This window comes from Alloalcanivorax dieselolei B5 (genome assembly GCF_000300005.1).
Taxonomy (GTDB): Bacteria; Pseudomonadota; Gammaproteobacteria; order Pseudomonadales; family Alcanivoracaceae; genus Alloalcanivorax; species Alloalcanivorax dieselolei.
The window spans coordinates 3432994-3458374 of the sequence record NC_018691.1 but is presented as its reverse complement, the minus strand read 5'-3'; the positions used below and the strand labels follow the sequence as shown (position 1 = coordinate 3458374).

The following is a 25381-nucleotide window of genomic DNA, read 5'->3' as shown; positions in this document are numbered from 1 at the left end:
AACAAAGGCGAACGTGAAATAACCGATCATGATGGCAGCTCTTCCGATGAAGGGGCTTCGGCGTCCGGCCCGTCGCCGGTGAGCTGGCTGAGTACCGCGTCGGTGACCAGGCTGGTGATGTCCGGACGGATGGTCAGCCAGGTCTCGGCGTCTTCCAGACCGTCGTCGCTGGCGGTGCGGATCAGCCGTAACTGACGCAGCCGGCGGAACAGGGCGCGCCGTTCGGTGAGCGCCTCCGGCAGCGGCCGGCCAAGCAGATTCTTGCTGGCCAGATTGAACGCTTCCAGCGGCAGCATCACCTGGCCGTGTTCGTCGATCTGGCCTTCGCGCAACGCTTTGTCGTACTCCGCGCGCAACACCAGAATGGCGGCCACTTCCTGTTGGCTGAGGCGCTCGCGCAGGCCCTGGTTGAAGCCGTCCTCGCTGTCGGCCAGGCCGGGCACCTCGGCGCCGGGTGGAAACAGCCGCAGTGAATGAAAACGCCGTTCGTGCAGCAGGCGAATGCGTAGCACGCTCAAATAATCCTCCACCAGATCGGCCACTTGCAGGTAGCGATCGTAGAGCTCCGTTTCCTTTTTGCTTTCGTCGCGGCACAGCACGCCCCGGTCCAGCAGCCGGATCATCAGTTCGGAGAACTGATCCGGGCCGACGCCGCGGGCCTCCAGAGCCTCGGCCAAAGCGTCACGTATCGTCATCGTGTTCCAGTTCCAGCAAGAAACCATCACGGCGGGCGAAATAAGGTTCGCCGATGATGGGGTCGGTGGGTTCGATGCGCAGCCGGAAACCGCTGGCCCGATGGTCGGCGCTGCCCAGCTCGATCACATGGCTGAGCGCCAGCAGATCGGTGGCGTTGTTCACCGGCAGGTCGCGGTTGTCGATGCGGCGGCTGGCGCCCAGGGCCTGGCGCAAATAGTCACGCAGACCTTCGCCGTGGATGCTGAACGCCTTCTCCAGCAACTGTTGAATCGCCAGATCGCGCAGGGTGGCCGGGTCCGGCGCGTCCAAGTGCGCCATGCGGCTTTGCACCTGCCGTTTCTCCCGCTGCTCGCGCAGCCGGTTCTGGGCCGGATCCACCAGCCCCAGACGCAAATGGGCCATGGCTTGCCCGGCGGCTTCCAGACGCTTGGCGGCGGTGGTGTCATCCAGCTCGGACAGCTCCCGGCACAGGCCGACAATGTCGCTGTGCTGCTGGCTGTGCAGATAGCTGAGCTGGCGGATGATAATGTCCGCCCGCCGGGTAAAGCCCTGCAGGGTCCGGCGCAGGGCCGGCAGCATGATCTCGGCGGCGCTGCGCATGCGGGTTTCGATGCTGTCCAGCAACTGCCACAGCACCGAGCCTTCCGGGTTGATCACCAGATCCGGCGCCAGCCGCCGCAGCTCCAGTTCCGCGTTACGCTTCCATGCCTTGGGCTTGCGGCGGATGCGCTCGATGGTGTTCTGGATGCGGTCGCGGTGTTTCTCCACGCTGTCGGCGGACATGCGGATCGCCACGTCCGGCTGGAAGCGCTTCTCCATGAACTCGAAGAACTGGTCGCTGGCCTGCTGCACCAGTTGCTGGGCCTCCACTTCCTTGACCAGTTCCCGCTTGCGCTCTTCCAGCTCGGCGATGATGTCGGTGAAATCAGCGATGATGCGCTCGGAATGCTCGTGGGCGTCGAGCAGATCATAAACCTCGCCGCGATCCAGAAACGCGGCCAGCGCATTGAGCGTATTGCGGGTATTGCGATGGCGGGTGCGGATGCCGCGGCCGTCCACCTCCGCCAGAGTCTGCGTAAACAGGCGCCCGGTGCGGCTGAACGGATAGGTGGACTGAAACGACGCCTCGTCCTTGTCCCGCTTCAGCCAGCCGTGCTCCACCAGCGTATTGAGAATCCAGGCGGCCTGCTCCCGATTGTTGCGGAAGCGGCCGCCGTCTTCATCGCCGCCCTCCAGCAAGGGCGCCCGCTCCAGTGCCTCACTGAACACATCCAGCACCTGCTCGCGCTTGAGCGACTCGCCGTAATCGGCCTGGGCGCTGTACAGACGCTCGTGCAACAGCCGCAGACACTCGGCCACCTGCTCGCGGTACTTGCCGGTCAGCGGCTTGAAGAATTGATGGCGGTCTTCCGTGAAAAACATGGCGTCAGCTAAAGGGTTGCAATAAAGCGTTGGAATAAGGGCCGATGATACCGGCAATCGGCGGCGGTTGCCTGCCCCCGGGCAGGCATTGTGAAACCGGGCCGGTGTCTGGTTCGCCGAGGCGTTCAGAGCTATGTTGGCACCCGAGGATTCCTCGGTAGTTCGCCGTGAAGGGAACGGTAGCGGGCATTGATCAAAAATAAGCGCAAGACTCGGAATTGAGTGGGGAGGCTGGCCGCGGCCTGATAGGCATGGTCTCCCGCTACACATAGTCCTCAGCAATCCGGCAATGGCTTCAACCCGAAGCCGCTGTGGGAGCCCAGCTTGCTGGCGAATGAAATTACTCTCCACCTCCACCTCAGCCACCTCCACCATCCCCCCACAACCAAGCCGCCACCGCCTCCCGATTCCCCAACGCAATCTGCTGCGCCTCCGGCGCTCGGTTATCCGCCACGTCCAAATGCAGCAGCTGCACCACGTAATTCACCAGCGCGGCACGGCAGGGAATCAGCAAACGGCCGTCCTCCATGGCGTAATCCCGGGCGATCATTGCCTGCTGGCGGGCGTCCAGACGCGGGTCCGGCACCACTTCCAGGGTCAGCCGGGTCTGCCAGTCCTCGTCCTCGTCGGCGCCCTGCCACCCCTCGGTAACCGGCTCCGGATCATCCTCGATCCGGCTCAACACGAAATCCCGGTACGCAGAGTTCTTCTCGCACCAGGCGCGCACATGCCAGCGCAGGCCGCTGTGCACCACTGTATGCGGCTGAATCACCCGCTCCTCCGGCACCGGATTACGCAGGGACGCATAACGAATCTCCACCCGCAGCCCCTCCCGACAGGCCTGCAGAATAGGGCGCAACACCGCCGGGCGCAGATCCCGCCGGGGCGGCAACAACACCTCCGTATTCAGCTCCCGCACGTCCAACGCCTCGAAGGCGCAGCTCAAATCCTCCCGGGCGTGCATCATCTGCAAATACTCGTCCGCCACCCCGCGCGTAAACCGGGGCTCGAAGTCAGGGGAGGGCTTGTAACCCTTCAAGGAACGGTCATAGACCAGATTCTCCGGCGCGTGCTCGGATAAATACTGATTGATGTCCTTGCTGGCCTGCTGCCGCCCGATCCCGAACGCCCGCTGCAGATGATTGGTGGTCAACCGCCCCTCCCAAAGAGCGATCACCTCGATCAACCGATACCGCAGTAACAAATCCCAACGCAGAGGCCACTTCCCGGCGTTCTGCCCAGTAGTGCGCGCCATCTTCCCGCCTCCCCAAAGTGCGCCAAAAAGCGATATAACCCAAAAGACGACATGTTCATGTAGTCAGTATTGGCATGACGATAATAAAGTCATAGGTTGATTGTCCAGAGAGCGACGTCGCTTTGATATCAGGGGGGGGGGGCTTGCTGTGGGAGCACGAGGAAGTAATAAGAAAGTGGGAGCCGCCGGACTGGCTCAGACCAACGTATGTGATAAAGTTCACACTCGTACAACGAAAAGCCCCGCGCCAGAAAGGCGCCGCCAGGCCGCGATTGGGGACGGCATGGCAAGAAGGGACCGCAACATGGAAAGCCGACACCACAACCTGAAAACCCGACAGCGCCGGGAGCGTCACGGCTACCCGGACAACCTGTCCCTGCGTGTCCACCGGGCCTTGAGCTGGCTTGACCGCGCCGAGCAGGAAGCCGACCCGGACAGCCGCTTCATTTTCCTGTGGATCGCCTTCAACGCTGCTTACGCCACCGAAATTGACGACCGGCACGGGCTCAACGAGCAAACCACCTTCAACGGCTTCCTGCAGAAACTCTGGGACCTGGACCGCCAAAGGCGCCTGGACGAACTGGTATGGAGCGCCTACTCCGGCGCCATCCGCGTCCTCCTGGACAACCCCTACGTCTTCCGCTGCTTCTGGGAACACCAAAAGGGCAACCTGACAGAAGACCACTGGAAGCAGAGCTTCGAACGCGCCAAGAAAGCCGCCAACACCGCCCTGGCCAAACAGAACACCCCCACCGTCCTCGCCATAGTCTTCAGCCGTATCTACACCCTGCGCAACCAGATCATCCACGGCGGCGCTACCTGGGGTGGCAGCGTCAACCGCCAACAGATCCGCGACTGTGTCGCCATCCTCAATGACCTGGTGCCGACGGTGATCGAGATCATGATGGATAATCCGGGGGCGTTGTGGGGGGAGGCGAGTTATCCGGTGGTCTGAGCGATGCAAAACAAGTGCTACTATTCCCCTTTGGGGATGGATCTGAACAGGAACCCTTATGGCCAGTTCCCTTAATCAAACACCGGAACAGCGGGCTCGGGATCGGATTGATCGCAAGCTGATCGCCGCGGGCTGGGTGGTTCAGGACAAGACGGCGATCAACCTCAATGCGGGGCCGGGGGTTGCCGTACGCGAATATCAGACCGATGTCGGTCCGGCGGACTATGTGTTGTTCGTAGAGCGCCAGGCCGTGGGGGTGATCGAAGCCAAGCCCGAAGATTGGGGCCACAAGATCACCACGGTGGAGGATCAGGCAGACGGATACGCGAACGCGAAACTCAAATGGATCAAGAATGAGGAACCTCTGCCGTTCGTCTACCAGAGCACGGGCACCATCACCCGGTTCACCAATGGGCGTGACCCGGCCCCACGTTCGCGGGAAATCTTCCACTTCCCCCGCCCGCAAGAACTGGCCCGCTGGCGCGAGCGCCTGAATGACAACCAGGGCACCTTGCGTGAACGCCTGAGAAAGCTGCCGCCACTCAATACCGCCGGCCTGCGCGACTGCCAGATCACCGCCATTACCAATCTGGAGAACTCCTTCAAACAGGGCAGGCCCCGTGCCCTGGTGCAAATGGCCACGGGGTCCGGCAAAACCTATACCGCCATCACCGCCGCCTATCGTCTGCTCAAGTACGCCAAGGCCAAGCGCATTCTGTTTCTGGTGGACACCAAGAACCTCGGCGAACAGGCCGAACAGGAGTTCATGGCTTACCTGCCCAATGACGACAACCGTAAATTCACGGAGCTGTATACCGTACAGCGGTTGAAGTCCTCTTACGTCGCCAGCGACAGCCAGGTCTGTATCAGCACCATCCAGCGTATGTACTCCCTGCTCAAGGGTGAAGAGCTGGACGAAGCCACCGAAGAGGACAACCCGGCGGAAAAGAAGAGCCTGAAGAAAGAACCTTTGCCGGTGGTCTACAACGACAGGATTCCGCCGGAATTCTTTGACTTCATCATCATCGACGAATGCCACCGTTCCATCTACAACCTGTGGCGGCAGGTGATCGAATACTTCGATGCCTACCTGATCGGCCTCACCGCCACCCCGGACAAGCGCACCTACGGCTTCTTCAGAAAAAACGTGGTCAGTGAATACGACCATGAGAAAGCCGTGGCGGATGGCGTCAATGTCGGCAACGAGGTCTATTTGATCGAAACAAAGAAAACCAAAAGCGGCGGTGTCATCGAGGCCAGACAGCAGGTAGAGAAGCGTGAACGTCTGACGCGCCAGCATCGCTGGGAAACCCAGGACGAAGACGAAGCCTACAGCGCCAAACAATTGGACCGCGATATCGTCAACCCGGACCAGATTCGCACCGTGATCCGCACCTTCAGGGACAAGCTGCCGGATATTTTTCCTGGGCGGGAAGAAGTGCCCAAAACCTTGATCTTCGCCAAAACCGACAGCCACGCCGACGACATTATCCAGACCGTGCGTGAAGAGTTTGGCGAGAGCAACGCCTTCTGCAAGAAGATCACTCACAATGCGGACGACCCCAAATCGGTGCTTAACCAGTTCCGCAACGACTACTACCCGCGTATTGCCGTCACCGTGGACATGATCGCCACCGGCACCGACGTGCGTCCGCTGGAATGCCTGCTATTCATGCGCGACGTGAAGAGTAAGAACTACTTTGAGCAGATGAAGGGGCGCGGTACTCGTACTTTGGATGCCGATGGCCTGAAGAAAGTCACCCCCTCCGCCAACAGCGCCAAGACCCATTACGTTATCGTCGACGCCATCGGCGTTACCCAATCCCTGAAAACCGCCAGCCAACCCTTGATTACCAAACCCGGCGTCTCCCTGAAGGAACTGGCCATGGGCGTGATGATGGGCGCCGCCCGCGATGAAGACAGCGTAAGCTCACTGGCAGGCCGCCTCGCCCGGCTCGACAAGCAATTGAACGACAAAGACCGAGCCCGCATCGCCGAAAAAGCCGACGGGACGCCGCTTACCCTGATCGTGGGCGAACTCCTCAACGCCATCAACCCGGATGTGGTGGAACGGAAAGCCTGCGAAATTGCTCAGGTGCCCGCAAGCAGCAACCCTGGTGATGACGCCCGGGACAAGGCCCGCGACCAACTGGTAGGGCAGGCCGCCAAAGTCTTCAACGGCGAACTGATCGAACTGATCGACACCATCCGCCGCGAAAAGGAACAGACAATCGTCCACGAAGACCTGGACGAAGTGCTGAAAGCGGAATGGGCCGGTGAAACCCGGGCCAACGCTGAAGCCCTGGTACAGGACTTTGCCGACTACCTCAACCAGCACCGCGATCAGATCGAAGCCCTGGCCATCTACTTCCAGACCCCGGCCCGCCGCAGCGAAGTCACCTACGACATGATCAAAACCTTGCTGGATGCATTGCAACAGGACAGGCCCAAACTGGCCCCCCTGCGCGTCTGGCAGGCCTACGCCCACCTAGACAACTATCGCGGCGACAACCCCATCAGCGACCTCACCGCACTGGTCGCCCTGATCCGCCGCGTCACCGGCATCGACCCGACCATCACCCCCTTCGCCGCCACCGTAAAGGAAAACTTCAAGCGCTGGATCTTCCAACGCCACAGCGGCGCCGGCGAAAAATTCAACGAGGAACAAATGACTTGGCTCACCCTGATCCGCGACCACATCGCCAGCTCCTTCCACCTGGAGCGCGACGACCTGGAAATGGCGCCCTTCGACGGCAAGGGTGGGCTGGGCCGGATGTATCAGTTGTTTGGGGATCAGGTGGATGGGGTGATTGAGGATATGAATCGGGAGTTGGTGGCGTGAACGCACCGGTAGTAACTACTATGCCGCTCAGTAGCATGGCCGAGCGCAAAGAAAAGGCAGATCCTCAAGGTTATCCCGATATGCCATATGTCGGGCTTGATGATGTTGAACCCCATACGATGAGGCTTATCGGGTGGAAAAGTGCGGCTGAACTTAAAAGTTCAGCAAAGAAATTCTATAAGTGGGACGTCTTGTATTCGAGACTTCGACCTTATCTGAACAAGGTATGGGTGGCAGATAGAGATGGATTGTGCTCATCAGAGTTCATTGTTCTCCCTAAACAGGAAGATATAGATCCTAAATTTCTGGCTTACCGCATCAATGCCCGGGATTTTGTTACGTTTGCCAATTCATTGAATTCCGGGGATAGGCCGAGGGTGAACTTTAAGCAAATATCATCGTTCGGCATTCCTGCTTTTGATGTAGATGAGCAGCGATTGGTCGTGGATAAAATCGAAACCCTATTCTCAGAACTCGACAAAGGCATCGAGTCCCTGAAAACCGCCCGGCAACAACTCAAAGCCTACCGCCAGGCCGTCCTCAAACACGCCTTCGAAGGCAAACTCACCGAACAATGGCGCCAGCAAAACCCCGACAAACTGGAATCCCCTGAACAACTTCTCACCCGCATTCAGCAGGAGCGTGAACAGCGCTACCAGCAGCAGCTTGAAGACTGGAAACAGGCTGTTAAAGCGTGGGAAGAGAACGGCAAGGAAGGGAAGAAGCCGAGTAAACCAAAGCGACTACCCCCAGCTACGCTAGAGGAAAATGCAAGTTCAAATCTCCCAGATTGCTGGGGATGGACTAAGTTAGGTGCTATTATTTCTTATGGTCCATCAAACGGGTGGTCTCCAAAAGCCGTTAATTACGAGACGCCAATAAAGGCCATTACTTTGACTGCAACCACTTCCGGAAAATTTGATGGTGCCCACTTCAAATACCTGGATACCCATGTCCCGAAGAAATCAGAGCTTTGGATAAAGAAAGGCGATATTCTCGTGCAACGAGGAAACACCATTGAATATGTTGGGGTTCCCGCATTATACAAAGGCGCTGATAATAGGTTTGTTTACCCTGATCTGATAATGAAAATACAGTCTGTGCCATCGATTAACAGGCAGTATCTGGTTTATGCGATGAGCGAGCATCGAGCCCGCTCCTGGCTAAGGGATAACGCTGTTGGTGCAGCAGGAAGCATGCCAAAAATAAGTCAATCAACCTTGACTAACTTGATTGTTCCAATTTGTTCAAAGAATGAGCAAAAGGAGATAGAAGCCCTGCTAGATTCGAGAATATCAGCAGCTGATGCACTAGACGCTGAAATAAGTTTTCAGATTGAGAAGGCCGAAATCCTCCGCCAATCCATCCTGGAAAAAGCCTTCTCTGGCCAGCTTATCAGCCAAGTCCGTGACAAGGCGGGCGCGGGCCGGGTGCCCTCCGTGGAGATGGTAGAGTAGGAACATGAGCCATGCGCCTGCTACTTGATACGAATATTATTATTCCTTTACAGGACTCTTATGTCGTTTTGAAAGGAAGCCTTCAGAACTTCATTCGTTTATCAGGAAAGGGCGGCCATCAGCTTATTTATCATCCGGCTTCACGGGCAGATATAGAAAGAGACCGTGATGTTAATCGACGGAATAGAACTCTGTCACGGCTAGAGCAGTATGAAAGGCTTGAAGGTGTCCCTGACTGCCCTTGGAATACGGATGAGACTGAGCCCAATGATGCTTGCGATAATGAAATCTTGTACGCGCTACAGTGCAATGCCGCGCATGCACTGATCACAGAAGATAAGGGCATTCACGCCAAGGCCCGAGAACACGGGCTCAGTGATCGCGTTTATAACATTCAGACGGCGGAGGACTGGCTTCGTCGTTTGCATGAGCCCATGGAGGTTCATCTCCCAAATATTGAAGATGTACAGCTTCATACTCTTTCGCCAGAATTGAACGGGGAATTCTTCAATAGCCTTAGAGACGACTATCCGGGTTTCAATGATTGGTTTGGAAACAAAGCCCAAGAAGGAAGGCATGCATGGATATGCCGGGACGATCAAGGAAGCCTTGGTGCTCTCTGTATATATGCCGAGCAAGTCGATCAGAAGATAACTGATTCAGGTGATGTGCTATCAGGAAGGGCGCTGAAAATTTGTACTTTTAAGGTCGGAGAATCTGTGAGGGGTAGGAAAATTGGAGAGCTATTTCTGAAAGCCGCTTTTCGTTATGCAACCGAAAATCAGTGCCAACATATATTTATTCACGGCAACGAGAAAAAACAACACTATCTGGCATTGTTGCTGGAAGATTTCGGCTTTACAGGGCACTCGGGAAATTATGGGGGTGATACGGTCTGGATAAAGAAACACCCTGTATCTGTTCCGAATGATAACGTTGATGCAAAAGCATTTGTCCGTCTTTATTATCCGCACTACCGTCAGGATGAAAAGGTTTCCAAATATCTTGTTCCGATTCTTCCCGATTACCACGATGTTCTATTTCCAGACTACTTTAGCCAGAGAAGTGCACAACTTCGGCTCTTTGAAAGCCCTCAAAGGCATGTTGGAAATGCGATAAAGTTGGCCTATTTGTGTGGTTCTCAAACGAAAAGTATTGTTCCTGGTGACATACTTCTCTTTTATCGATCCCGAGACGAGAAGGCGGTCACCACCATTGGAGTGGTTGATGATTTCTCAGTATCGGCCGATCCGGCCGAGATTTCGGCGCAAGTCAGCAGGCGTACAGTTTATTCATTCGAGCAAATTAAGGAAATGGCGGAAAATGAAGTAAAAGTCATCCTTTTTAGGATGATCAAGCACCTTCAATCGCCAGTTCCATTTAAGGAGTTAAAAGAACGTGGAATATTATCAGGGTCAGCCCAGTCCATCGTTAAGATTGATGAATCAAAATATCGAAGTTTTCTCGATGCAGCACGAGTCTAGAGCCGTGCTGATTTCTGTTCACCCCAAGTATGTTTCGAAAATACTGAGCGGAAAAAAAAGAGTGGAGTTTCGCAGGGTGTGGGCTGCCCAGAGAGTAACGCACCTAGTTATTTATTCCACATCGCCGGAAATGAAAGTTAAAGCCACCGTCGGGGTAGAAGACGTGTTCACGGGTAGCAAGGCGGCCTTATGGGAAGTCGCCAAGGAGTATGGGGGAGGATTGACCAGGAATGAGCTGCGAACTTATTTCGATGGTGTATCAAAGGGGCACGCTATTATCCTGAGCAAAATAAATCGGCTCAAGGCGTCTCTCTCATTGGCTGAAGCGATTCCAGGCATGCGTGCGCCGCAATCTTATGTTTATCTGACAAATGAACAGTTTGAATCCATCCAATCGATGACTCTATGAAAGGGGCGACACATGGTTATCTTCCTCGCCGGGACACACGGAGTAGGCAAGACCTTTCTGGGAAAGCCCGCCGCGGAGTCTACGGGATGCAGATATGCGACGGCGAGTTCCCTTATTCGTGACGAGCTTGGAGGCATGCAAAACTGGGAAGATAACAAGCGCACAAAGAATGTAAATGGTAATCAAGAAGCTCTGGTGGCCGCTGTTTTTAGAATCGTTGAAAATGATGATGTCACATTAGTTTTGGATGGCCATTTCGTTTTGAGGAACGAGTCAGGGGGGGTGGTTTCTCTGCCTTCAGATATTTATAGGCGCCTTGGTTTGTCCTCTGTCATTTTGATTGAATCTCCTGCGCCTGTTGTGGCGTCCAGATTGAAGGAAAGAGGTACACCACAATCGATAGAGGATATTTCTGAGCTAGCAGAAGCAGAGTTGCGCAGGGCAGAATGTGTTTGCAAGGAAATAGGCATCCCGTTGACAAAGCTAGTCTCTCCTTCAAAGGAACAGTTATTATCGGCGCTGCAAGAAGCCGGTGGACCACGGAATTGGTAAACATGACCCCCAAACTCCCCATCAACCTCGACTCCCTACTCCGCCACCGCACCATAGAAAGCGAACGGGTGGAATACAAGGCGGGCTGGAACCCGGAAGCGGTGTTGCACAGCATCTGCGTCTTCGCCAATGATTTTCACAATCTGGGCGGCGGCTATGTGGTGGTGGGGGTGGAAGAGCAGAATGGCCAACCTCTGTTGCCGCCAGTGGGTTTGCAGCCAGAACAGATCGACCGCATCCAGAAGGAGTTGCTGAACCTGGGCAATGCGGCCATGCAACCAACATATCATCCGTTGACCGCCACTTATGAAGTCCAGGGCAAGCTGATTCTGGTGCTGTGGGTGCCGGGCGGGGAAACCCGGCCTTACAAGGCCAGAACCCGCCTGGGCGACAAGAAAGCGGATTGGGCGTATTACCTGCGTAAGCACACCAGTACGGTGCGCGCCAAAGGGGCGGATGAGCGGGAGTTGTTGTCGCTGGCTGCGACGGTGCCGTTTGATGACCGTTACCGGCAAGGGGCCAGCCTTACGGATTTATCGGCTCACCTTATGCGTGAGTTCCTGCAGGAGATCGGCAGTGAGCTGGCGGCTGAGGCCGCAGTTCTGGATGCCGAGGCGCTGGGGCGGCGGATGAATGTGGTCGGCGGTCCGGCGGAGATGGCGTTCCCCAAGAATGTTGGACTGCTGTTTTTTAACGAGCATCCGGAGCAGTTCTTCCCGGCCACCCAGATTGACGTGGTGTATTTCCCCGATGGGCCGGGCGGGGACCGTTTCGAGGAAAAGGAGTTTCGTGGCCCGTTGGGGCGCATTACCCGTGATGCGGTGGATTACATCGCCCGCAATTACCTGAAAGAAACCGTTGTCAAACACCCGGACCGGCCCCAGGTCGAGCGTTTCTGGAACTATCCTCTGGCGGCCATTGAAGAGGCGGTGGTGAATGCGGTATACCACCGCTCCTATGAAATCCGCGAACCGATAGAGGTGCGTATCACCCCTGAGGAATTGGTGGTGTTAAGCTTTCCCGGCCCGGATAGATCGATTCGCATGGAGGACTTGCGGGCAGGCCGCGCCGTCAGTCGCCGCTACCGTAACCGCCGTATTGGCGAGTTTCTGAAGGAGCTGGACCTCACCGAGGGCCGCTCCACCGGTATTCCCAAGATTCTGCGGGTGATGCAGGCGAACGGGTCGCCTGTGCCTGTCTTTGAAACGGACGAGGAGCGCAGTTCGTTTCTGATTCGCTTGCCGGTGCATGAAGGGTTTGCCGGAGACGGCACACAGCAAGTAACCGAACAAGTAACCGAACAAGTAACCGAACAAGTAAGGCGCCTGCTGATCGCTCTGGAGGCCGCCCCCCTGGGTACCAAAGACCTGTTGGGCATCCTGAAGCTGAGCCACCGACCAACCTTTATACAAAATTATCTGCAACCTGCGCTGGAGGTGGGACTGGTGGAAATGACCCAGCCCGATTCCCCACGCAGCCCCACTCAGAAATACCGATTAACCGACAAGGGCAGGCAGTGGCTTGCCCGCGAGCAGTAAGGACCCTGAATGAGCCCCGCGAGTGCCCCGATCATTTCCAAAGTCTGGAGTTTCTGCACCACCTTGCGCGACGACGGCGTCGGGTACGGCGACTATTTGGAGCAGCTCACCTATCTGATCTTCCTGAAGATGGCGGATGAGTACGCCAAGCCGCCCTATAACCGAGAGGTGGGTATTCCGAAGAAGTATTCATGGACAACCCTGAAGAACAAAAAGGGCGCTGAGCTGGAAGTGCATTATGTCGAGCTTCTGATGGCGTTGGGCAAGAAGAAAGGGTTGCTGGGGCAGGTATTCACCAAGGCGCAGAACAAGATACAGGACCCGGCCAAGCTGGCGCGGCTGATCGAGATGATTGACAGCGTGCAGTGGGTGGTGATGGGAGCCGATATCAAAGGTGATATCTACGAAGGCCTGTTGGAACGCAATGCGGAGGATACTAAGTCCGGCGCCGGGCAGTACTTCACGCCCCGCGCCTTGATCCGCACTATGGTGGAGTGTGTGCGTCCAGAGCCGGGCAAGACCATTGCCGATCCGGCCTGTGGTACCGGCGGCTTCTTTCTGGCGGCTTATGATTTCCTGGTGCGGAACCACAAGCTGGACAAGAAGCAGAAAGCCTTTCTCAAGCACGACACCTTTGCCGGTAACGAGATTGTCGCCAATACCCGTCGTCTATGCCTGATGAACATGTTCCTGCACAACATCGGCGAAATCGATGGCGAAGGCGCGGTGTCGCCGAACGACGCCCTGGTGGCCGCTCCATCCAGTGCGGTGGACTATGTGCTGGCCAACCCGCCTTTCGGCAAGAAGAGCTCCATGAGCTTTACTAATGAGGAGGGTGAGCAGGAAACCGACGACCTTACCTATAACCGTCAGGATTTCTGGGCCACCACTTCCAACAAGCAGCTTAACTTCGTGCAGCATATTCGCTCCATGCTGAAAACCACCGGCAGGGCCGCGGTGGTGGTACCGGACAATGTACTGTTCGAGGGCGGCGCTGGCGAAACCATTCGCCGTAAGTTGCTGGAAACCACGGACCTGCACACGATTCTGCGCTTGCCGACGGGCATCTTCTACGCCCAGGGGGTGAAAGCAAACGTATTGTTCTTCGATAACCGTGAAGCCAGCCCCAAGCCCTGGACCAAGGAGGTCTGGTACTACGATTACCGGACTAACATCCACCACACGTTGAAGAAGAAACCATTACGCTTCGAGGACCTGGCCGAGTTTATCGAGTGCTACAACCCAAAAAATCCCCGAAAACGGAAAGCCACCTGGGATGCCGAGAGCAACCCTGAAGGGCGCTGGCGATCATTTACCTATGAAGAGCTCATTGCGCGTGATAAGACCAGTCTGGACGTGTTCTGGCTGAAGGATAAAAGCCTTACCGACCTGGATAACCTGCCCGAACCGGATGAGCTGGCGGAGGAAATTATCGAAAATCTCGAGGCCGGTCTGGCGAGTTTTCGTGCGGTGTTGAGTGAGCTCAAGTGATGGTGTTGTGAATTTTGGGGAAGATTTATGAGTGATATCAAGCTCTTCACTATCACCAACGGGAACGCCGCCGAGTTGCCGGGCAAAGCCGCGTCTCTGGAAAAGGACCTCCAGCAGCATGTGGAAGCCAACATGGAGACCTTGCTGGGTGTGCGTTTTCTGGCCACGGAATACGATACTGGCAAGACTCATAAGGGACGCATCGACTCCCTGGGGCTGGATGAAAGCGGCTGTCCGGTGATTGTGGAGTACAAGCGCCACAGCAACGAGAATGTGATCAATCAGGGGCTGTTCTATCTGGACTGGCTGCTGGATCACCAGGCGGAGTTCCGATGGCTTGTAATGGAGAGGTTGGGGAAAGAGGCTTCCGAGACCATTGAGTGGGGTGGTACACGGTTGATTTGTATCGCGTCTGATTTCAATAAGTACGATGAGCATGCGGTTCAGCAGATTAACCGTAATATCGAGTTGATGCGGTATCGCTACTTTGGCGACGGCTTGCTACTGCTGGAACTGGTCAACGCTCAAACCGCCAGTCGGGCCCTCAGCGGCCTTCCTTCCAGTACGGATCGGACCAGCTCGGGAAAGGATAAAACACAATCAGAGCGGTTGGCGGAAGCTCCCGCTGATCTGAAGGCACTGTTTGACACCGTGTGTGATTATGCTGAACAGCTCGGGGATGAGGTTCAGCGAAAGGAGTTGAAACTGTATACGGTGTTCAAACGAATCCGGAACTTTATGTCCGTGGTGATCATGCCGGGCAAGGCGGATCCGAAATTGCTGATTTATCTGAAGCTGCCGGGTGATCTGGCTGAGGAGGATTTCAGCCGCGATGTCACCCAGATTGGCCATTGGGGGACAGGGAACCTTGAGTTGACGGTGCGTAGTCCCGAGGATTGGTTGAAAGCGAAAGCTCTGGTGGAGCAGAGCTATCAGGAGAGTTGAGTCCTCGAACTGAGCCTGTCCGGACAAGAGGTTTTCAGTGGAGAGCAGGATGCGGGACTTGCCATAAGTTTGTCATTTTGATGCTGGATATTCGCCTTTGGGGACACCGGAGCGAATACCATCGATCACGCATCCTATCAGCATTTCATTGAACGATTTTCGGGCGATCTTGTACGGATCTCTCGTCAAACCCGAGGTGAGCATACTGCTGAAGACATCCAGGGCGAGATCTGGATAACTGCCTATGATTTGCAGGAGAAAAAGGGTATTGAGGTCAACTTCAATGACCCGGAACATCAGCAGTTGATTCTTTCTTTTACTCGTCAACGTTTGGTCGTATATACAGAAAAGCGCCTGCGTTATGCCTCCAGTCTCGATCATGGTGCCTATGAGGATGATACCTTTGGGCCTCTGGATCGAATGGCCGGTGAGGCGGAGACTGATCCGGTTGATCAACTGCATCGGAAGGAGCAGGAGGCGAGGGATAAAGAAGCTCTGGCCGCTCAAGGAATGTCCGTGGCGGCGGCCTGGTTGCTGGTATGGGATCGTTGCGGTAGGCGTATGGTGCATGTGGCTCGCTTTCTCAGAATATCCCGATCACACGCTTATCGTTGTTATGACAAGGTGCAAAATCTGGCCAGAGCGCAAACTGTCCTTGGGCTGGGCATGGAAGGAGAATCCTATCGCCAGGTCGCTCCTTGGCGGCCTTTCCGTCTTTATCGAGAGCCTGAGCAGCTGTGGTTTGATTTCGATCCGGAGCTGGAGCTTGATTGAGTCCGGTACTACAGTACGGCGATAGTCCGGTGGCTGCGGCTACCTGTCCTTGATTTTCAATGCCTATCCGAATAACCCGAAACCACCAAGGTGCCCCTCGTGATCCACCTCCACTGCACCAAAAAACTCATCGCCAAGCTGCCGTTGGACCAGAACGGTCTGCTGAAGGATCCACAACGTGAGCATCCTGCCCTGCACGAGGTCAGTGAAGCCAATCTGCTGGATAATTGGCATGCGAATCTGGTTGTGTTGCAGGGGCGTCAGTGTTTGATGTTCGTGCATGACGCTACTCGTTTCCCTTTGTTTATTCCGGCGGTGAAGAAGGCGGATTTGGCTGGGTTGGATGGGCTGTTCGCGGATGCTTTGATCAGTGTGCTGGGCAAGGTGGGGGCGGCGGAGGGGCAGTTGGATCGGGCGGTGCATTTGCTGGGGCCTTTGGTGTGTGACAGCGAATCGGATCGGTCTGTGCAGGGTTCTTCCACTGAGTATGGGAAGATGATTCGGTTTGGGGTGTTGGACGGTGGCGGTTCGGTGATGGATCTGGCGCCTTACAGCACGTCTGTTTGGTTGGCGGATACGCCTATGGGGATCAAGGGGCGGGGGTATATTCGGCCGATCAAGGAGATGTTGGGGTTGTTGGGGGAAAGATGAATTTGCCTGGCGGCATCGTTGTAGTTGGCAACGATGCCGCAGTGGTTAGAGAGAGAACGGAAGATTCGCTTGCAAGGCAAGCTCCTACAGCGGCTTCGAATCGGAAGTCGTGCGGTGCGTAGGTAAACTGTGGTGCCTCAGAACCGCCAATCCACCTTCCCCCAGAACATCCGTCCCGGTTCGTTGATGCGTGTGTCCGCGGGGAAGCCGAAGCCGGCGTTGCCGGCCAGGTTGAGGTGTTCGGCGTAGGCTTTGTCGAACAGGTTGTCGACGCCGGCGCTGACGGTGAATTGGTGGTTGACGCGGTAGGCGGTGTTGAGGGAGAAGACGCCGAAGCCGTTGCTGTCGCCGAGGTCGCGGCCGACCACGTTACCTTTGTTGTTGGTGGTGCGGTGCTGGGCGGCGACCAGCCGCCAGAGGGCGCCGGCGCTCCAGTTGCCTTGTTCGTAGGTGGTGGTGAAGCGGGCTTCCAGCGGCGGCATTTGCGGCAGCGGTTCGCTGTCGTCGCGGTTGCGGCCCCAGGCGTAGGCGAGGGTGGCGTCGCCGCTGAGGTTGTCGGTGAAGCGGTAGCGGGCGCCGATTTCGGCACCGGCGATGTGGGCGTCGATGTTATCGGCGTCGGTGCTGTAGCCCATCATGCCGCTTTGGTAGGTGAACAGGATGTAGTCGTTGATCTGGCCGACGTAGGCGGAGGTCCAGGCTTCCAGGTTGCCGTTGCGGTATTGGCTGCCGATGTCGAGTTGGGTGGTTTTTTCCGGTTCGATGGCGTCGAAGGCGTTAAGCGATCCGGCCGGGCCGCTACCGGGGGAGAACAGTTCCCAGTAGTCGGGGAAGCGCTGCACGTGGCCGATGCCCACGTAGTAGTTGGTGTTCTGGCTGAGGTCCGCTTCATAGCGCAGGAAGCCGCTGGGCAGGGTGTCGCCGCGGGTGTCGCCGGCGGTGGCGCTGTCGGCGGCGTCGCGGAAGTCGCGTACTTCGTTGCGGTCCAGGCGGGCGCCGGCGACGATGCGGCCGTTGTCGCTGACGGCACGGGTGACTTCGGTGAAGGCGCCGTACTGATGGAAGTCCGCGTCTTTGTCCCAGGCTTCGCCTCGGTAGGCGTCCACGCCCATGGCGCTGCGTTGCCGGTGTTCGCTGGATTGGGCGTCGACGCCGGCGAGCGCTTCCCAGTTCTGGCCGCGCCACGTGACCTTGAAGCGGCCGCCGAGGGTGCGGCGGTCCACGTTGGCGGCCATGGGATTGGCCATCATGCCGGTGCCGGACGGGGTGCGCAGGCTGTAGTTGTCCATCAGGTGGTCGGCGTAGTTGTAATAGACGCGGCCGTCGATCTGGTCGAGCACGGCACCCAGGTTCCGGAATTCAAAGCGCATCCCCAGGCTTTCCCTTTTGAACTGGCTGCCGTCCATGCCACGGCCGGCGTAGCGGGCTTCGCCGTCGCCTTTGCCGGCGCTCAGTTCGATGACGCTGTCGGCGTTGGGCGTCCAGCCGAGCACCACGTCGCTGTTCCATTTCTTCCAACGTGAGGGCACGCGGTCGCCGTTGCCGTCCTTGTAGTCGTCGGCGCGGGCGTTGTTGCCGGAGAGCCGCAGGTAGCCCAGCGGGTTGCCGAGGGTGGCGTCGATGCGCTGGTCGTTGCGGCCGTGGGAGCCCAGCAGCCATTGGGCGTCCACCAGGGCGTCCGCTTCGCTGAAGTATTGCGGGTCACGCTCGAACAGCACCGTGCCGGCGGAGGCGCCAGGGCCCCACTGCACGCTTTGCGGGCCTTTGATCACGGTGAGTTTGTCGTAGTTTTCCGGCGCGATGTAGGAGCTGGGGGCGTCCATGCGGTTGGGGCAGGCGCCGATCATTTCGCCGCCGTCCACCAGCAGGTTCAGGCGTGAGCCGAACTGGCCGCGCAGTACCGGGTCGCCATTGCTGCCGCCGGAGCGGATGGCGGAGAAACCGGGGATGGTTTTCAGGTAATCGGTGGCGTCGCTGGCCGGCACGGGTTGGCGCGGCTGTTTCGGGTTGGCCTCGATCACCGGTCCTGCGCTGGGGGCCACGCCGGTGACCACCACCGGGGCCAGCAGGGGCGGGGTTTGCTCGTCGTCGGCCAGCGCCGGAGCGGAGAAAGGAAGCAGCCCGCCGAGCAGGGCCGGGCCCCAAAGGCTCCGTCGTTGAATCAGGCGTAATGCAGAGACAGAAGAAGAGAAAGAAGAGAGAAAAGGTGTATTCATGATCCCATCCAAGAAGTCAGTACCCGGGCGCTCCGTCGGCCACCAAACACGGTGACAAAGTCGGCGCAGAGCCTAGCATCGAGGGGGATGGGACTCACTGCGGTGTTTTGCCGCGCTGTTGAACTGGCGCTGTTTTTGCATCGTTTCTTGTCGCGGTCTATTCGCCAGCAAGCTGGCTTCCCACAGCGGCTAAAGAATGAGGGTTTTCAGTTTTCCGCTGTCTGCTGTCAATTATCAGGTCTACAGCGGCGTTGTGCCCCTGTGGGAAGCTAGCTTGCTAGCGAATGGCGAAGGACTCAGGTATCAGGAGGGCAGGGTATGAGGAAAACCCCCGTGGTCGGCGTGCGCCGGCAGCGCGCTTTGCCGTTCCGGCCGTTCTGGCAACGCACCGCTTTTGCTCACCAGTTGTTCTGATTCGCTCCGAAATCGCGCTTTTGTTGTTTCCTTTTCCGCGTTTTCGGAGTGACCAATGACAACCTTATTGATCGACCGTATCGACTACCTGGCAACCTTCGATGATCAGCGCCACGAGTGGCGCGATGCCGCCATGCTGATCCGTGACAACCGGATTCTGTGGGCCGGGCCGTGTGTGGAGAAACCGGACTTGGCGATGGGCGAGACCCTGGACCTGAGCGGCCATGTGGTGATGCCAGGGATGGTGAACACGCATCATCACATGTACCAGAATTTCACCCGGGTGATGGCCCAGGACGACTCGCTGTTCCCCTGGCTCAATACGCTTTACCCGATCTGGGCGCGACTGGACGACGAGGCGATCTACCTCAGCAGCAAGGTGGCCATGGCGGAACTGTTGCTCTCAGGCTGCACCACCGCCGCCGACCATCTTTATATGTTGCCCAATGGCGCCCGCCTGGACAGTCAGATCCAGGCCGCCGGGGAGATGGGCATCCGCTTCCACGCCGCCCGGGGCGCCATGTCTCGGGGGCAGAGCCAGGGTGGTTTGCCGCCGGACAATTGTGTGGAGAAGGAAGACCATATTTTGTGTGACGCGGAACGTCTGATCCGCCGTTACCACGATGCCGGCCGCCATTCGATGCTGCGCCTGGTACTGGCGCCGTGCTCGCCGTTCTCGGTGACGCCGGAACTGATGCGAGACGCCGCCCGGCTGGCCCGGCGCCACCAGGGCGTGCGTCTGCATTGCCACCTGGCCGAGGAACTGGATGAGGAGGACTACTGCCTAGCGCAATACGGCATGCGTTCGGTGGCGTTCGCGGAGTCAGTGGAATGGCTGGGCGAAGACGTGTGGTTCGCCCACGGTATCTTCCTCGACGACGAGGAGATCGCGCTGCTGGCCCGCACCGGCACCGGTATCGCCCACTGCCCCAGCGCCAACATGCGCTGCGGGCAGGGCATCGCCAAGGTGCGCCAGTTGCTGGACGCCGGGGTGCCGGTGGGGCTGGGGGTGGACGGTTCCGCCTCCAACGATTCCAGCAATCTGTTCCTGGAGGCGCGCATGGCGATGATGCTGCAGCGGGTGGCGCCGGCCCGTTACCGTTCGGAAGCGCCGGGCGGGCGGGGCGGATTCGGCGGTGATCCCGGGGCGCTATCGGCCCGGGAGGCGCTGACCCTGGCCACCCGTGGCGGCGCCCGCTTGCTGGGCCGGGATGACATCGGCCATCTGGCACCGGGGATGAGCGCGGACTGGGTGGCGGTGGATATGAATCACCTGTCCTTCGCCGGCGCGCAGCGGGACCCGCTGGCGGCGCTGGTAATGTGCGGGCCCTTTCTGGCCAGTCAGGTCATGGTCAACGGTCGGATGCGGGTCCGGGATGGGCAACTGCTCGACACGGAACCGGCGGTGCTGATACGGGAACACGCCCGGGTCATGACGCGTCTGTATCAGTGACGCCTCTGTATCGGTAGTGTGAACAGGCCCTAGGGCTGTTTCGACGCCCAGATCGCCAGCTTATGCTGGATCGACTGCTGGGACACCTGATCCTCCGGCAGCGGCTGGATGACCTTGTCATGAACCAGCAGACGATAAATGTATTCCAGCTTCAGTGCCGCGGAATCGGTGGGCTCGAACTCGACCACGCCCCGCTTTTCGCCGTACTCCATGCCGAGCGCGATGGCTTTCTTGACCCATTCCTTCTCATTCTTGAGCTTTTTCATGATGACTCCGAAGGCCAGGGGCTACTTACGGCCCAGAGTAACAAAGCCGATGGAAGGATGCCCTTTGTTTCCCTTCGGTTTCGGGGCGTCAGTCCGTGAACCGGAGGCCGGTTTGCTGGATCAGCGGTGGGCAGGGTCGGCAAAGTCGGCCATCATGGATGGCGATTTTTTTGATCTTCTCTGAACATCAGGAGTCACCATGACCATATCCGAGCAGGTCACTGCATTGGCCGACACCCTGCGCGAACGGGGCCTGCGCGTGGCCACCGCCGAGTCCTGCACCGGCGGCGGCATCGCCCGCGAAATGACGGAGTTGGCCGGATCCTCGGATTGGTTCGAATGCGGCTTCGTCACTTACTCCAATGAGGCCAAGCAGAGCATGCTGGGTGTCTCGGAAGCGATTCTGGCCAGCGCCGGCGCGGTCAGCGAAGAGACCGTCCTGGCCATGGCCCGGGGCGCGTTGGGGCGTTCACGGGCGGATCTGGCGGTGGCGGTGAGCGGCGTGGCGGGGCCCGGCGGCGGCAGCGCCGATAAGCCGGTGGGCACGGTGTGGATCGCCTGGGCGCAGCAGCCGGACTGGGCCCGCGCCGAGCGATTCCTCTTCGACGGTGATCGTGGGCAGGTCCGGCATGCTACCATCGCGGCCGCCCTGGAAGGGCTGCTGGCCCGCCTCGAATAAGGGGGGTTGCAGTGGCGCGGGACAGTGTCCATAATGCTGTCCTTATAGACAGTGCTGATCAAAGGGGCAGGCAACGGGAAGCTCGCCGGCCAACGGTCAGCAGGCTCTCGCCGGGGCACAAGCGAGTCAGCGGCAAGGCCACGGCACTATCAAGGAATAAACGGACAGGGGTCATTCAATGAGCGATAAAGGTAAAGCACTTTCCGCGGCGCTGTCGCAGATCGAGCGACAGTTCGGCAAAGGTTCAGTGATGCGCATGGGCGACCGCAAACGCGAGCGCATGCCCTCCATCTCCACCGGATCCCTGGGCCTGGATATCGCCCTGGGCATTGGTGGTCTGCCCAAGGGCCGGATCGTGGAAATCTACGGTCCGGAATCTTCCGGTAAAACCACGCTGACCCTGAGCGTCATCGCCCAGGCGCAGCGTAAAGGCGCTACTTGTGCCTTCGTCGACGCCGAGCACGCGCTCGACCCGGATTATGCCGAGAAGCTGGGCGTCAACGTGGACGACCTGATCGTGTCCCAGCCGGACACCGGTGAGCAGGCGCTGGAAATCACCGACATGCTGGTGCGCTCCGGCGCGGTGGATGTGGTGGTCGTGGACTCCGTGGCGGCTCTGGTGCCCAAGGCGGAGATCGAAGGCGAAATGGGCGACACCCATGTGGGCCTGCAGGCCCGCCTGATGAGCCAGGCGCTGCGTAAGATCACCGGTAACGTGAAGAACGCCAACTGTCTGGTGGTGTTCATCAACCAGATCCGCATGAAGATCGGGGTGATGTTCGGCAACCCGGAAACCACCACCGGCGGTAACGCGCTCAAGTTCTACTCCTCCGTGCGTCTGGACATCCGCCGTATCGGCGCGGTGAAGCAGGGCGACGAGGTGACCGGTAACGAAACCCGGGTCAAGGTGGTGAAGAACAAGGTATCGCCGCCGTTCAGGCAGGCCGAGTTCCAGATCCTCTACGGCCAGGGCATTAACCAGCTCGGTGAGGTACTGGACCTGGGCGTACAGCAGGGACTGGTGGACAAATCCGGTGCCTGGTACGCCTACCAGGGCAACAAGATCGGTCAGGGCAAGCAGAATGCCTGTGAATACCTGGCGGAGCATCCGGAAGTGGCGGGCGCCATCGAGCGGGAAATCCGGGCACGCCTGCTGGGAACTCCAGCGGAGGAGAGCGCCGAAAATGTGGCCCAGCCAGAGTCCACGGAAGAGTAAAGGCGGCGACCCGACCCCCGCCGATGCCGCCCAGGGGCGCCAGCATGCGGTCAGCTTGCTGGCGCGCCGGGATCACTCCCGCCACGAACTGCGCGCCAAGCTGACGCGCAAGTTTGGCGCGGCGCCTTGGCTGGACGAAGTGCTGGCGTGGTGCGAGGAGCAAGGTTTCCTGGATGACCGGCGTTTCGCCGGTTTTTTTGTCCGTTCAAGAATCGAACGGGGGCAGGGGCCGCTGCGCATTCGCGCCGAGCTGCAACAGAAAGGAGTGGGGGAGGCGCTGGTTACCGAGGCATTGGGCGAGGCCGAGTGCGACTGGTTCGCCCTTGCCTCCGAGGTCCTGGGCCGGCGCTTCCGGCACCCGCCAGCGGACCAGAAGGAAAAAGCCAAACAGCTGCGTTTTCTGCAGGGCCGAGGCTTCGATGCCGAGCAAAGCTTCCACGCCCTGGATCAGCAGCGCGAGCAGGACTGAGCCAAAGCACGGACCTTGAAGGCCCGCATTCACAGTCCGCTACGAAGCCACTGTAGGAGATTCTATGGTGTCCTGCAATGCTTAAAAGAGCTTTGCGGGGCAATATTCTTGTTGCTGCTTCATCAGGGTGAAGGCGGTGCGGGCGATCTTCCGGGCCAGGATCACCAAGGCTTGGGTGGTGTGCAGTCCCCGATCCCGATAGCGCTGATAGAAGGCGCGCCAGACCGGGTGTCGAGAGGCACTCATGGCGGCACAGTGCAGCAGTCGCCTGACCTCGGTATCCCCTTGCTTGGTCAGCTTACGCTTGCCTGTGAGTTTACCAGAGTCACGCACTCGGACATCCAGCCCCAGGAAGGCCACGAAGGCATCGCTGTTCTTGAAGTCCCCTCTCAGGAAGGCCATGACCAAGGCGGTGGCGGTGAGCTCGCCGACCCCATCGATGGCGTCGCAGCGTTGGACCTGGGTCTGTAAGCCTGCGGCCCTCACCGCACTCTTGAGCCGTTTCTGGATCAGAGTGTCAATCCGGTCCATTTCGGCGATCAGGGCCTGTAGCGGGGCCTTGAGCTCCGGTTCTCCGCTCAGGCTCTGGCGTAATGCCGTGCGGGCCTTAACCAAGGCGGCGCGGCGACGCAGCAGGCTCTGCAGCACCCGGTACGCCTTTGGGGGTGGGCTCCATGGGCGTAACTCGTCTTTCTCCCTGCGCAGATAGCGGGCCAGCAACTGGGCATCGGCCAGATCCGTCTTGGCCCGCCCTCCAACGCCTTTGCGGTAGTTGCTGAGGCGGTAGCCGTCCACCACATAGACCCGGTGGCCCTTGGCGTGTGCGCGCTCGGTAATGTCCAGGTGATAGGTGCTGGTCGCCTCAATGGCGATATCGCAGCCCTTGGGGAGGGTGGCCAGCCATTGGCGGATGGCCTGGGGGGTATTGTCGATGGTGACGGTTTGGTTCAGGTCCTGGAGGTGAATCACCAGGTCGTCTTTGGCCACATCAATCCCGATCTCCGGGCGGCTTGCCGGCATTGCCATGGGGCACCCCTGTCAGCTAGGTTAAATGGGCTTGTCGGGGCGCACCGTAACGCTGGCTTGCAGAGTATCGTCGGTCTGAGTGTGCGCTCAGCCGATGGATTCCTTATCGGCGTTTGAAGGTGCGGGGTGGGGCCATATCTCCCACAGTCTGTACCCTAGGGTCAGAAGCTTGCTTGGTCCCTCCACCCCGACAAGTCTTTTCTTTCTAAGACTTGCCGGGAAACCATACAAGCTTGCCCTGCAAGCGAATTGAGGGCACCAAGACCCGAAAAGAATTCGCTTGCAGGGCAAGCTCCTACAGTGGCCTTGTAGCCCTGAGGGAAGAGAGTCTGCAAGCGCCCCGCCGCGTCAACAGGCATAATACCCGCTCCTGTTTTCTGCCCTGGACGTCCGCCCCATGGAATATCTTGGCGACCCCTGGCTGGTGGCGGCCCTGCTTGGCTCGGGGGTGATCGCCGGCTTTATCAATACCCTGGCCGGCGGTGGCGGCCTGCTGATTCTGCCGCTGCTGATGCTCAGCGGCATGGGCCCGGCCCTGGCCAATGGCACCATGCGGGTGGCGGTATTGATGCAAGGCGTGGAAGGGGTGCGCCAGTTCCATCGTCACGGTTCGGTGCCGTTCAACGTCCTGCCCGGCATTCTGATTCCCACCCTGAGCGGTGCTTTGATCGGTGCCGTGGCCGCCTCCTTCCTGCCCCCGACTATTCTCAAACCGGTGTTACTGACCACCCTGGTGGTGATGGCGGTGATCATGGTGGTACGGCCTTCCACGCTGATGCCGGGGGAGCGCGAGACGCCGAAGGCGCTGGCGTCGACGCCCGCCGCTTGGGTGGGTTTGTTCCTCACCGGCGCCTATGGCGGCTTTGCCCAGGCGGGCGTCGGTTTCCTGGCTATCGCCGTGCTCGCCGGTCAGTTGCGCTATGACCTGCGCCGTACCAACGCGCTGAAACTGGCCATGAGCACGAGCTTCACCGTTCTTGCTCTGGGAGTGTTTGTCTGGCGTGATCAGGTGGCCTGGCTGCCAGGACTGGTGGTTGGGGCTGGTTCCTTGCTGGGGGTGCGCCTGGCGGTGGGCTTCGCTCACCGGGTCTCCGGCGGCTGGCTCAAGGGGCTGCTGCTGATCATGGTGCTGGTGACCTGTTCCGCCGCTTTCCTCAAGGGTTGATCGGCC

General features: G+C 58.7%; 22 protein-coding genes. 16 read left to right on the top strand and 6 right to left on the bottom strand.

The window, feature by feature from the left end:
* Nucleotides 1-26 precede the first annotated feature (26 nt).
* From B5T_RS15410 to B5T_RS15400, 3 genes are all read right to left on the bottom strand, one after another.
* Nucleotides 27-695 (bottom strand): DUF4194 domain-containing protein, encoded by a 669-nt coding sequence (locus tag B5T_RS15410; RefSeq protein ID WP_014995452.1) that lies wholly within the window; start codon nt 693-695, stop codon nt 27-29.
* Nucleotides 682-2118 carry a Wadjet anti-phage system protein JetA family protein gene (locus B5T_RS15405; RefSeq protein ID WP_014995451.1) on the bottom strand — a complete coding sequence of 479 codons (1437 nt, stop codon included), beginning with the start codon at nt 2116-2118 and terminating at the stop codon, nt 682-684. The genes B5T_RS15410 and B5T_RS15405 overlap by 14 nt, the downstream gene beginning before the upstream one ends.
* A 358-nt stretch (nt 2119-2476) precedes the next feature.
* Nucleotides 2477-3373 carry a helix-turn-helix transcriptional regulator gene (locus B5T_RS15400; RefSeq protein ID WP_014995450.1) on the bottom strand — a complete coding sequence of 299 codons (897 nt, stop codon included), beginning with the start codon at nt 3371-3373 and terminating at the stop codon, nt 2477-2479.
* A gap of 304 nt (nt 3374-3677) precedes the next feature.
* Here B5T_RS15400 and B5T_RS15395 point away from each other — a divergent pair, with 304 nt between their 5' ends.
* The 11 genes from B5T_RS15395 (at nt 3678) to B5T_RS15340 (ending at nt 16471) form a co-directional block, all read left to right on the top strand.
* The gene (locus tag B5T_RS15395) at nt 3678-4328 is read left to right on the top strand and encodes a HEPN domain-containing protein (RefSeq protein ID WP_014995449.1); all 651 of its coding nucleotides are present in this window, start codon (nt 3678-3680) and stop codon (nt 4326-4328) included.
* 58 nt (nt 4329-4386) lie between these two features.
* Nucleotides 4387-7170, top strand: a complete 2784-nt coding sequence (locus B5T_RS15390; RefSeq protein ID WP_014995448.1) for a type I restriction endonuclease subunit R — start codon at nt 4387-4389, stop codon at nt 7168-7170.
* Entirely contained in the window at nt 7167-8627 is a 1461-nt protein-coding gene (locus tag B5T_RS15385) for a restriction endonuclease subunit S (protein WP_014995447.1), read from the top strand. The genes B5T_RS15390 and B5T_RS15385 overlap by 4 nt, the downstream gene beginning before the upstream one ends.
* An 11-nt stretch (nt 8628-8638) precedes the next feature.
* A complete protein-coding gene (locus B5T_RS22800; protein ID WP_014995446.1) occupies nt 8639-10111 on the top strand; it encodes a GNAT family N-acetyltransferase in 1473 nt (490 codons plus the stop codon).
* Nucleotides 10068-10520: an ASCH domain-containing protein gene (locus B5T_RS23255; RefSeq protein ID WP_202803012.1), complete on the top strand. Its 453-nt coding sequence runs from the start codon at nt 10068-10070 to the stop codon at nt 10518-10520. The genes B5T_RS22800 and B5T_RS23255 overlap by 44 nt, the downstream gene beginning before the upstream one ends.
* Nucleotides 10521-10532: 12 nt before the next feature.
* On the top strand, nt 10533-11072 hold the full coding sequence (locus B5T_RS22790) for an ATP-binding protein (RefSeq protein ID WP_014995444.1): 540 nt from the start codon (nt 10533-10535) through the stop codon (nt 11070-11072).
* A 2-nt stretch (nt 11073-11074) separates the two neighbouring features.
* A complete protein-coding gene (locus tag B5T_RS15365) occupies nt 11075-12610 on the top strand; it encodes a Fic family protein (protein ID WP_014995443.1) in 1536 nt (511 codons plus the stop codon).
* A 9-nt stretch (nt 12611-12619) separates the two neighbouring features.
* Complete coding sequence (locus B5T_RS15360) at nt 12620-14101, top strand: class I SAM-dependent DNA methyltransferase (RefSeq protein ID WP_014995442.1); 1482 nt, start codon at nt 12620-12622, stop codon at nt 14099-14101.
* 27 nt (nt 14102-14128) lie between these two features.
* A complete protein-coding gene (locus B5T_RS15355) occupies nt 14129-15046 on the top strand; it encodes a DUF5655 domain-containing protein (protein ID WP_014995441.1) in 918 nt (305 codons plus the stop codon).
* Nucleotides 15047-15295: 249 nt separating this feature from the next.
* Complete coding sequence (locus tag B5T_RS23250) at nt 15296-15820, top strand: hypothetical protein (RefSeq protein ID WP_014995440.1); 525 nt, start codon at nt 15296-15298, stop codon at nt 15818-15820.
* 99 nt (nt 15821-15919) lie between these two features.
* Nucleotides 15920-16471 (top strand): DUF6933 domain-containing protein, encoded by a 552-nt coding sequence (locus tag B5T_RS15340; RefSeq protein WP_014995439.1) that lies wholly within the window; start codon nt 15920-15922, stop codon nt 16469-16471.
* 137 nt (nt 16472-16608) lie between these two features.
* Here B5T_RS15340 and B5T_RS15335 read toward each other — a convergent pair whose 3' ends face one another.
* The gene (locus B5T_RS15335) at nt 16609-18687 is read right to left on the bottom strand and encodes a TonB-dependent copper receptor (protein ID WP_014995438.1); all 2079 of its coding nucleotides are present in this window, start codon (nt 18685-18687) and stop codon (nt 16609-16611) included.
* Between the two features lie 469 nt (nt 18688-19156).
* On the opposite strand from B5T_RS15335, the gene B5T_RS15330 reads away from it, so the two are divergent.
* A complete protein-coding gene (locus B5T_RS15330; RefSeq protein ID WP_014995437.1) occupies nt 19157-20554 on the top strand; it encodes an 8-oxoguanine deaminase in 1398 nt (465 codons plus the stop codon).
* Between the two features lie 29 nt (nt 20555-20583).
* Here B5T_RS15330 and B5T_RS15325 read toward each other — a convergent pair whose 3' ends face one another.
* Nucleotides 20584-20820, bottom strand: coding sequence for a DUF5062 family protein (locus tag B5T_RS15325; protein WP_014995436.1), 237 nt, complete (start codon nt 20818-20820; stop codon nt 20584-20586).
* A 199-nt stretch (nt 20821-21019) separates the two neighbouring features.
* Here B5T_RS15325 and B5T_RS15315 point away from each other — a divergent pair, with 199 nt between their 5' ends.
* The 3 genes from B5T_RS15315 (at nt 21020) to B5T_RS15305 (ending at nt 23184) form a co-directional block, all read left to right on the top strand.
* On the top strand, nt 21020-21499 hold the full coding sequence (locus B5T_RS15315) for a CinA family protein (RefSeq protein WP_014995434.1): 480 nt from the start codon (nt 21020-21022) through the stop codon (nt 21497-21499).
* A 178-nt stretch (nt 21500-21677) separates the two neighbouring features.
* Nucleotides 21678-22715, top strand: coding sequence for a recombinase RecA (gene recA, locus B5T_RS15310; RefSeq protein ID WP_014995433.1), 1038 nt, complete (start codon nt 21678-21680; stop codon nt 22713-22715).
* Nucleotides 22684-23184: a regulatory protein RecX gene (locus tag B5T_RS15305; RefSeq protein ID WP_014995432.1), complete on the top strand. Its 501-nt coding sequence runs from the start codon at nt 22684-22686 to the stop codon at nt 23182-23184. Before recA ends, B5T_RS15305 begins: the two co-directional genes overlap by 32 nt.
* An 81-nt stretch (nt 23185-23265) precedes the next feature.
* On the opposite strand, the gene B5T_RS15300 is transcribed toward B5T_RS15305, so the two are convergent.
* Nucleotides 23266-24210 (bottom strand): IS110 family RNA-guided transposase, encoded by a 945-nt coding sequence (locus B5T_RS15300; RefSeq protein ID WP_014992481.1) that lies wholly within the window; start codon nt 24208-24210, stop codon nt 23266-23268.
* A 397-nt stretch (nt 24211-24607) separates the two neighbouring features.
* On the opposite strand from B5T_RS15300, the gene B5T_RS15295 reads away from it, so the two are divergent.
* Nucleotides 24608-25375, top strand: coding sequence for a sulfite exporter TauE/SafE family protein (locus tag B5T_RS15295; protein WP_014995431.1), 768 nt, complete (start codon nt 24608-24610; stop codon nt 25373-25375).
* Nucleotides 25376-25381 lie beyond the last annotated feature (6 nt).

What these genes read in the sequence shown, in the direction of transcription:
- B5T_RS15410 (WP_014995452.1), bottom strand. Translation starts at nt 695, where the DNA reads ATGACGATACGTGACGCTTTGGCCGAGGCTCTGGAGGCCCGCGGCGTC.
- B5T_RS15405 (WP_014995451.1), bottom strand. Translation starts at nt 2,118, where the DNA reads ATGTTTTTCACGGAAGACCGCCATCAATTCTTCAAGCCGCTGACCGGC.
- B5T_RS15400 (WP_014995450.1), bottom strand. Translation starts at nt 3,373, where the DNA reads ATGGCGCGCACTACTGGGCAGAACGCCGGGAAGTGGCCTCTGCGTTGG.
- B5T_RS15395 (WP_014995449.1), top strand. Translation starts at nt 3,678, where the DNA reads ATGGAAAGCCGACACCACAACCTGAAAACCCGACAGCGCCGGGAGCGT.
- B5T_RS15390 (WP_014995448.1), top strand. Translation starts at nt 4,387, where the DNA reads ATGGCCAGTTCCCTTAATCAAACACCGGAACAGCGGGCTCGGGATCGG.
- B5T_RS22800 (WP_014995446.1), top strand. Translation starts at nt 8,639, where the DNA reads ATGCGCCTGCTACTTGATACGAATATTATTATTCCTTTACAGGACTCT.
- B5T_RS23255 (WP_202803012.1), top strand. Translation starts at nt 10,068, where the DNA reads ATGAATCAAAATATCGAAGTTTTCTCGATGCAGCACGAGTCTAGAGCC.
- B5T_RS22790 (WP_014995444.1), top strand. Translation starts at nt 10,533, where the DNA reads ATGGTTATCTTCCTCGCCGGGACACACGGAGTAGGCAAGACCTTTCTG.
- B5T_RS15365 (WP_014995443.1), top strand. Translation starts at nt 11,075, where the DNA reads ATGACCCCCAAACTCCCCATCAACCTCGACTCCCTACTCCGCCACCGC.
- B5T_RS15360 (WP_014995442.1), top strand. Translation starts at nt 12,620, where the DNA reads ATGAGCCCCGCGAGTGCCCCGATCATTTCCAAAGTCTGGAGTTTCTGC.
- B5T_RS15355 (WP_014995441.1), top strand. Translation starts at nt 14,129, where the DNA reads ATGAGTGATATCAAGCTCTTCACTATCACCAACGGGAACGCCGCCGAG.
- B5T_RS15335 (WP_014995438.1), bottom strand. Translation starts at nt 18,687, where the DNA reads ATGAATACACCTTTTCTCTCTTCTTTCTCTTCTTCTGTCTCTGCATTA.
- B5T_RS15330 (WP_014995437.1), top strand. Translation starts at nt 19,157, where the DNA reads ATGACAACCTTATTGATCGACCGTATCGACTACCTGGCAACCTTCGAT.
- B5T_RS15325 (WP_014995436.1), bottom strand. Translation starts at nt 20,820, where the DNA reads ATGAAAAAGCTCAAGAATGAGAAGGAATGGGTCAAGAAAGCCATCGCG.
- B5T_RS15315 (WP_014995434.1), top strand. Translation starts at nt 21,020, where the DNA reads ATGACCATATCCGAGCAGGTCACTGCATTGGCCGACACCCTGCGCGAA.
- recA (WP_014995433.1), top strand. Translation starts at nt 21,678, where the DNA reads ATGAGCGATAAAGGTAAAGCACTTTCCGCGGCGCTGTCGCAGATCGAG.
- B5T_RS15305 (WP_014995432.1), top strand. Translation starts at nt 22,684, where the DNA reads ATGTGGCCCAGCCAGAGTCCACGGAAGAGTAAAGGCGGCGACCCGACC.
- B5T_RS15300 (WP_014992481.1), bottom strand. Translation starts at nt 24,210, where the DNA reads ATGGCAATGCCGGCAAGCCGCCCGGAGATCGGGATTGATGTGGCCAAA.
- B5T_RS15295 (WP_014995431.1), top strand. Translation starts at nt 24,608, where the DNA reads ATGGAATATCTTGGCGACCCCTGGCTGGTGGCGGCCCTGCTTGGCTCG.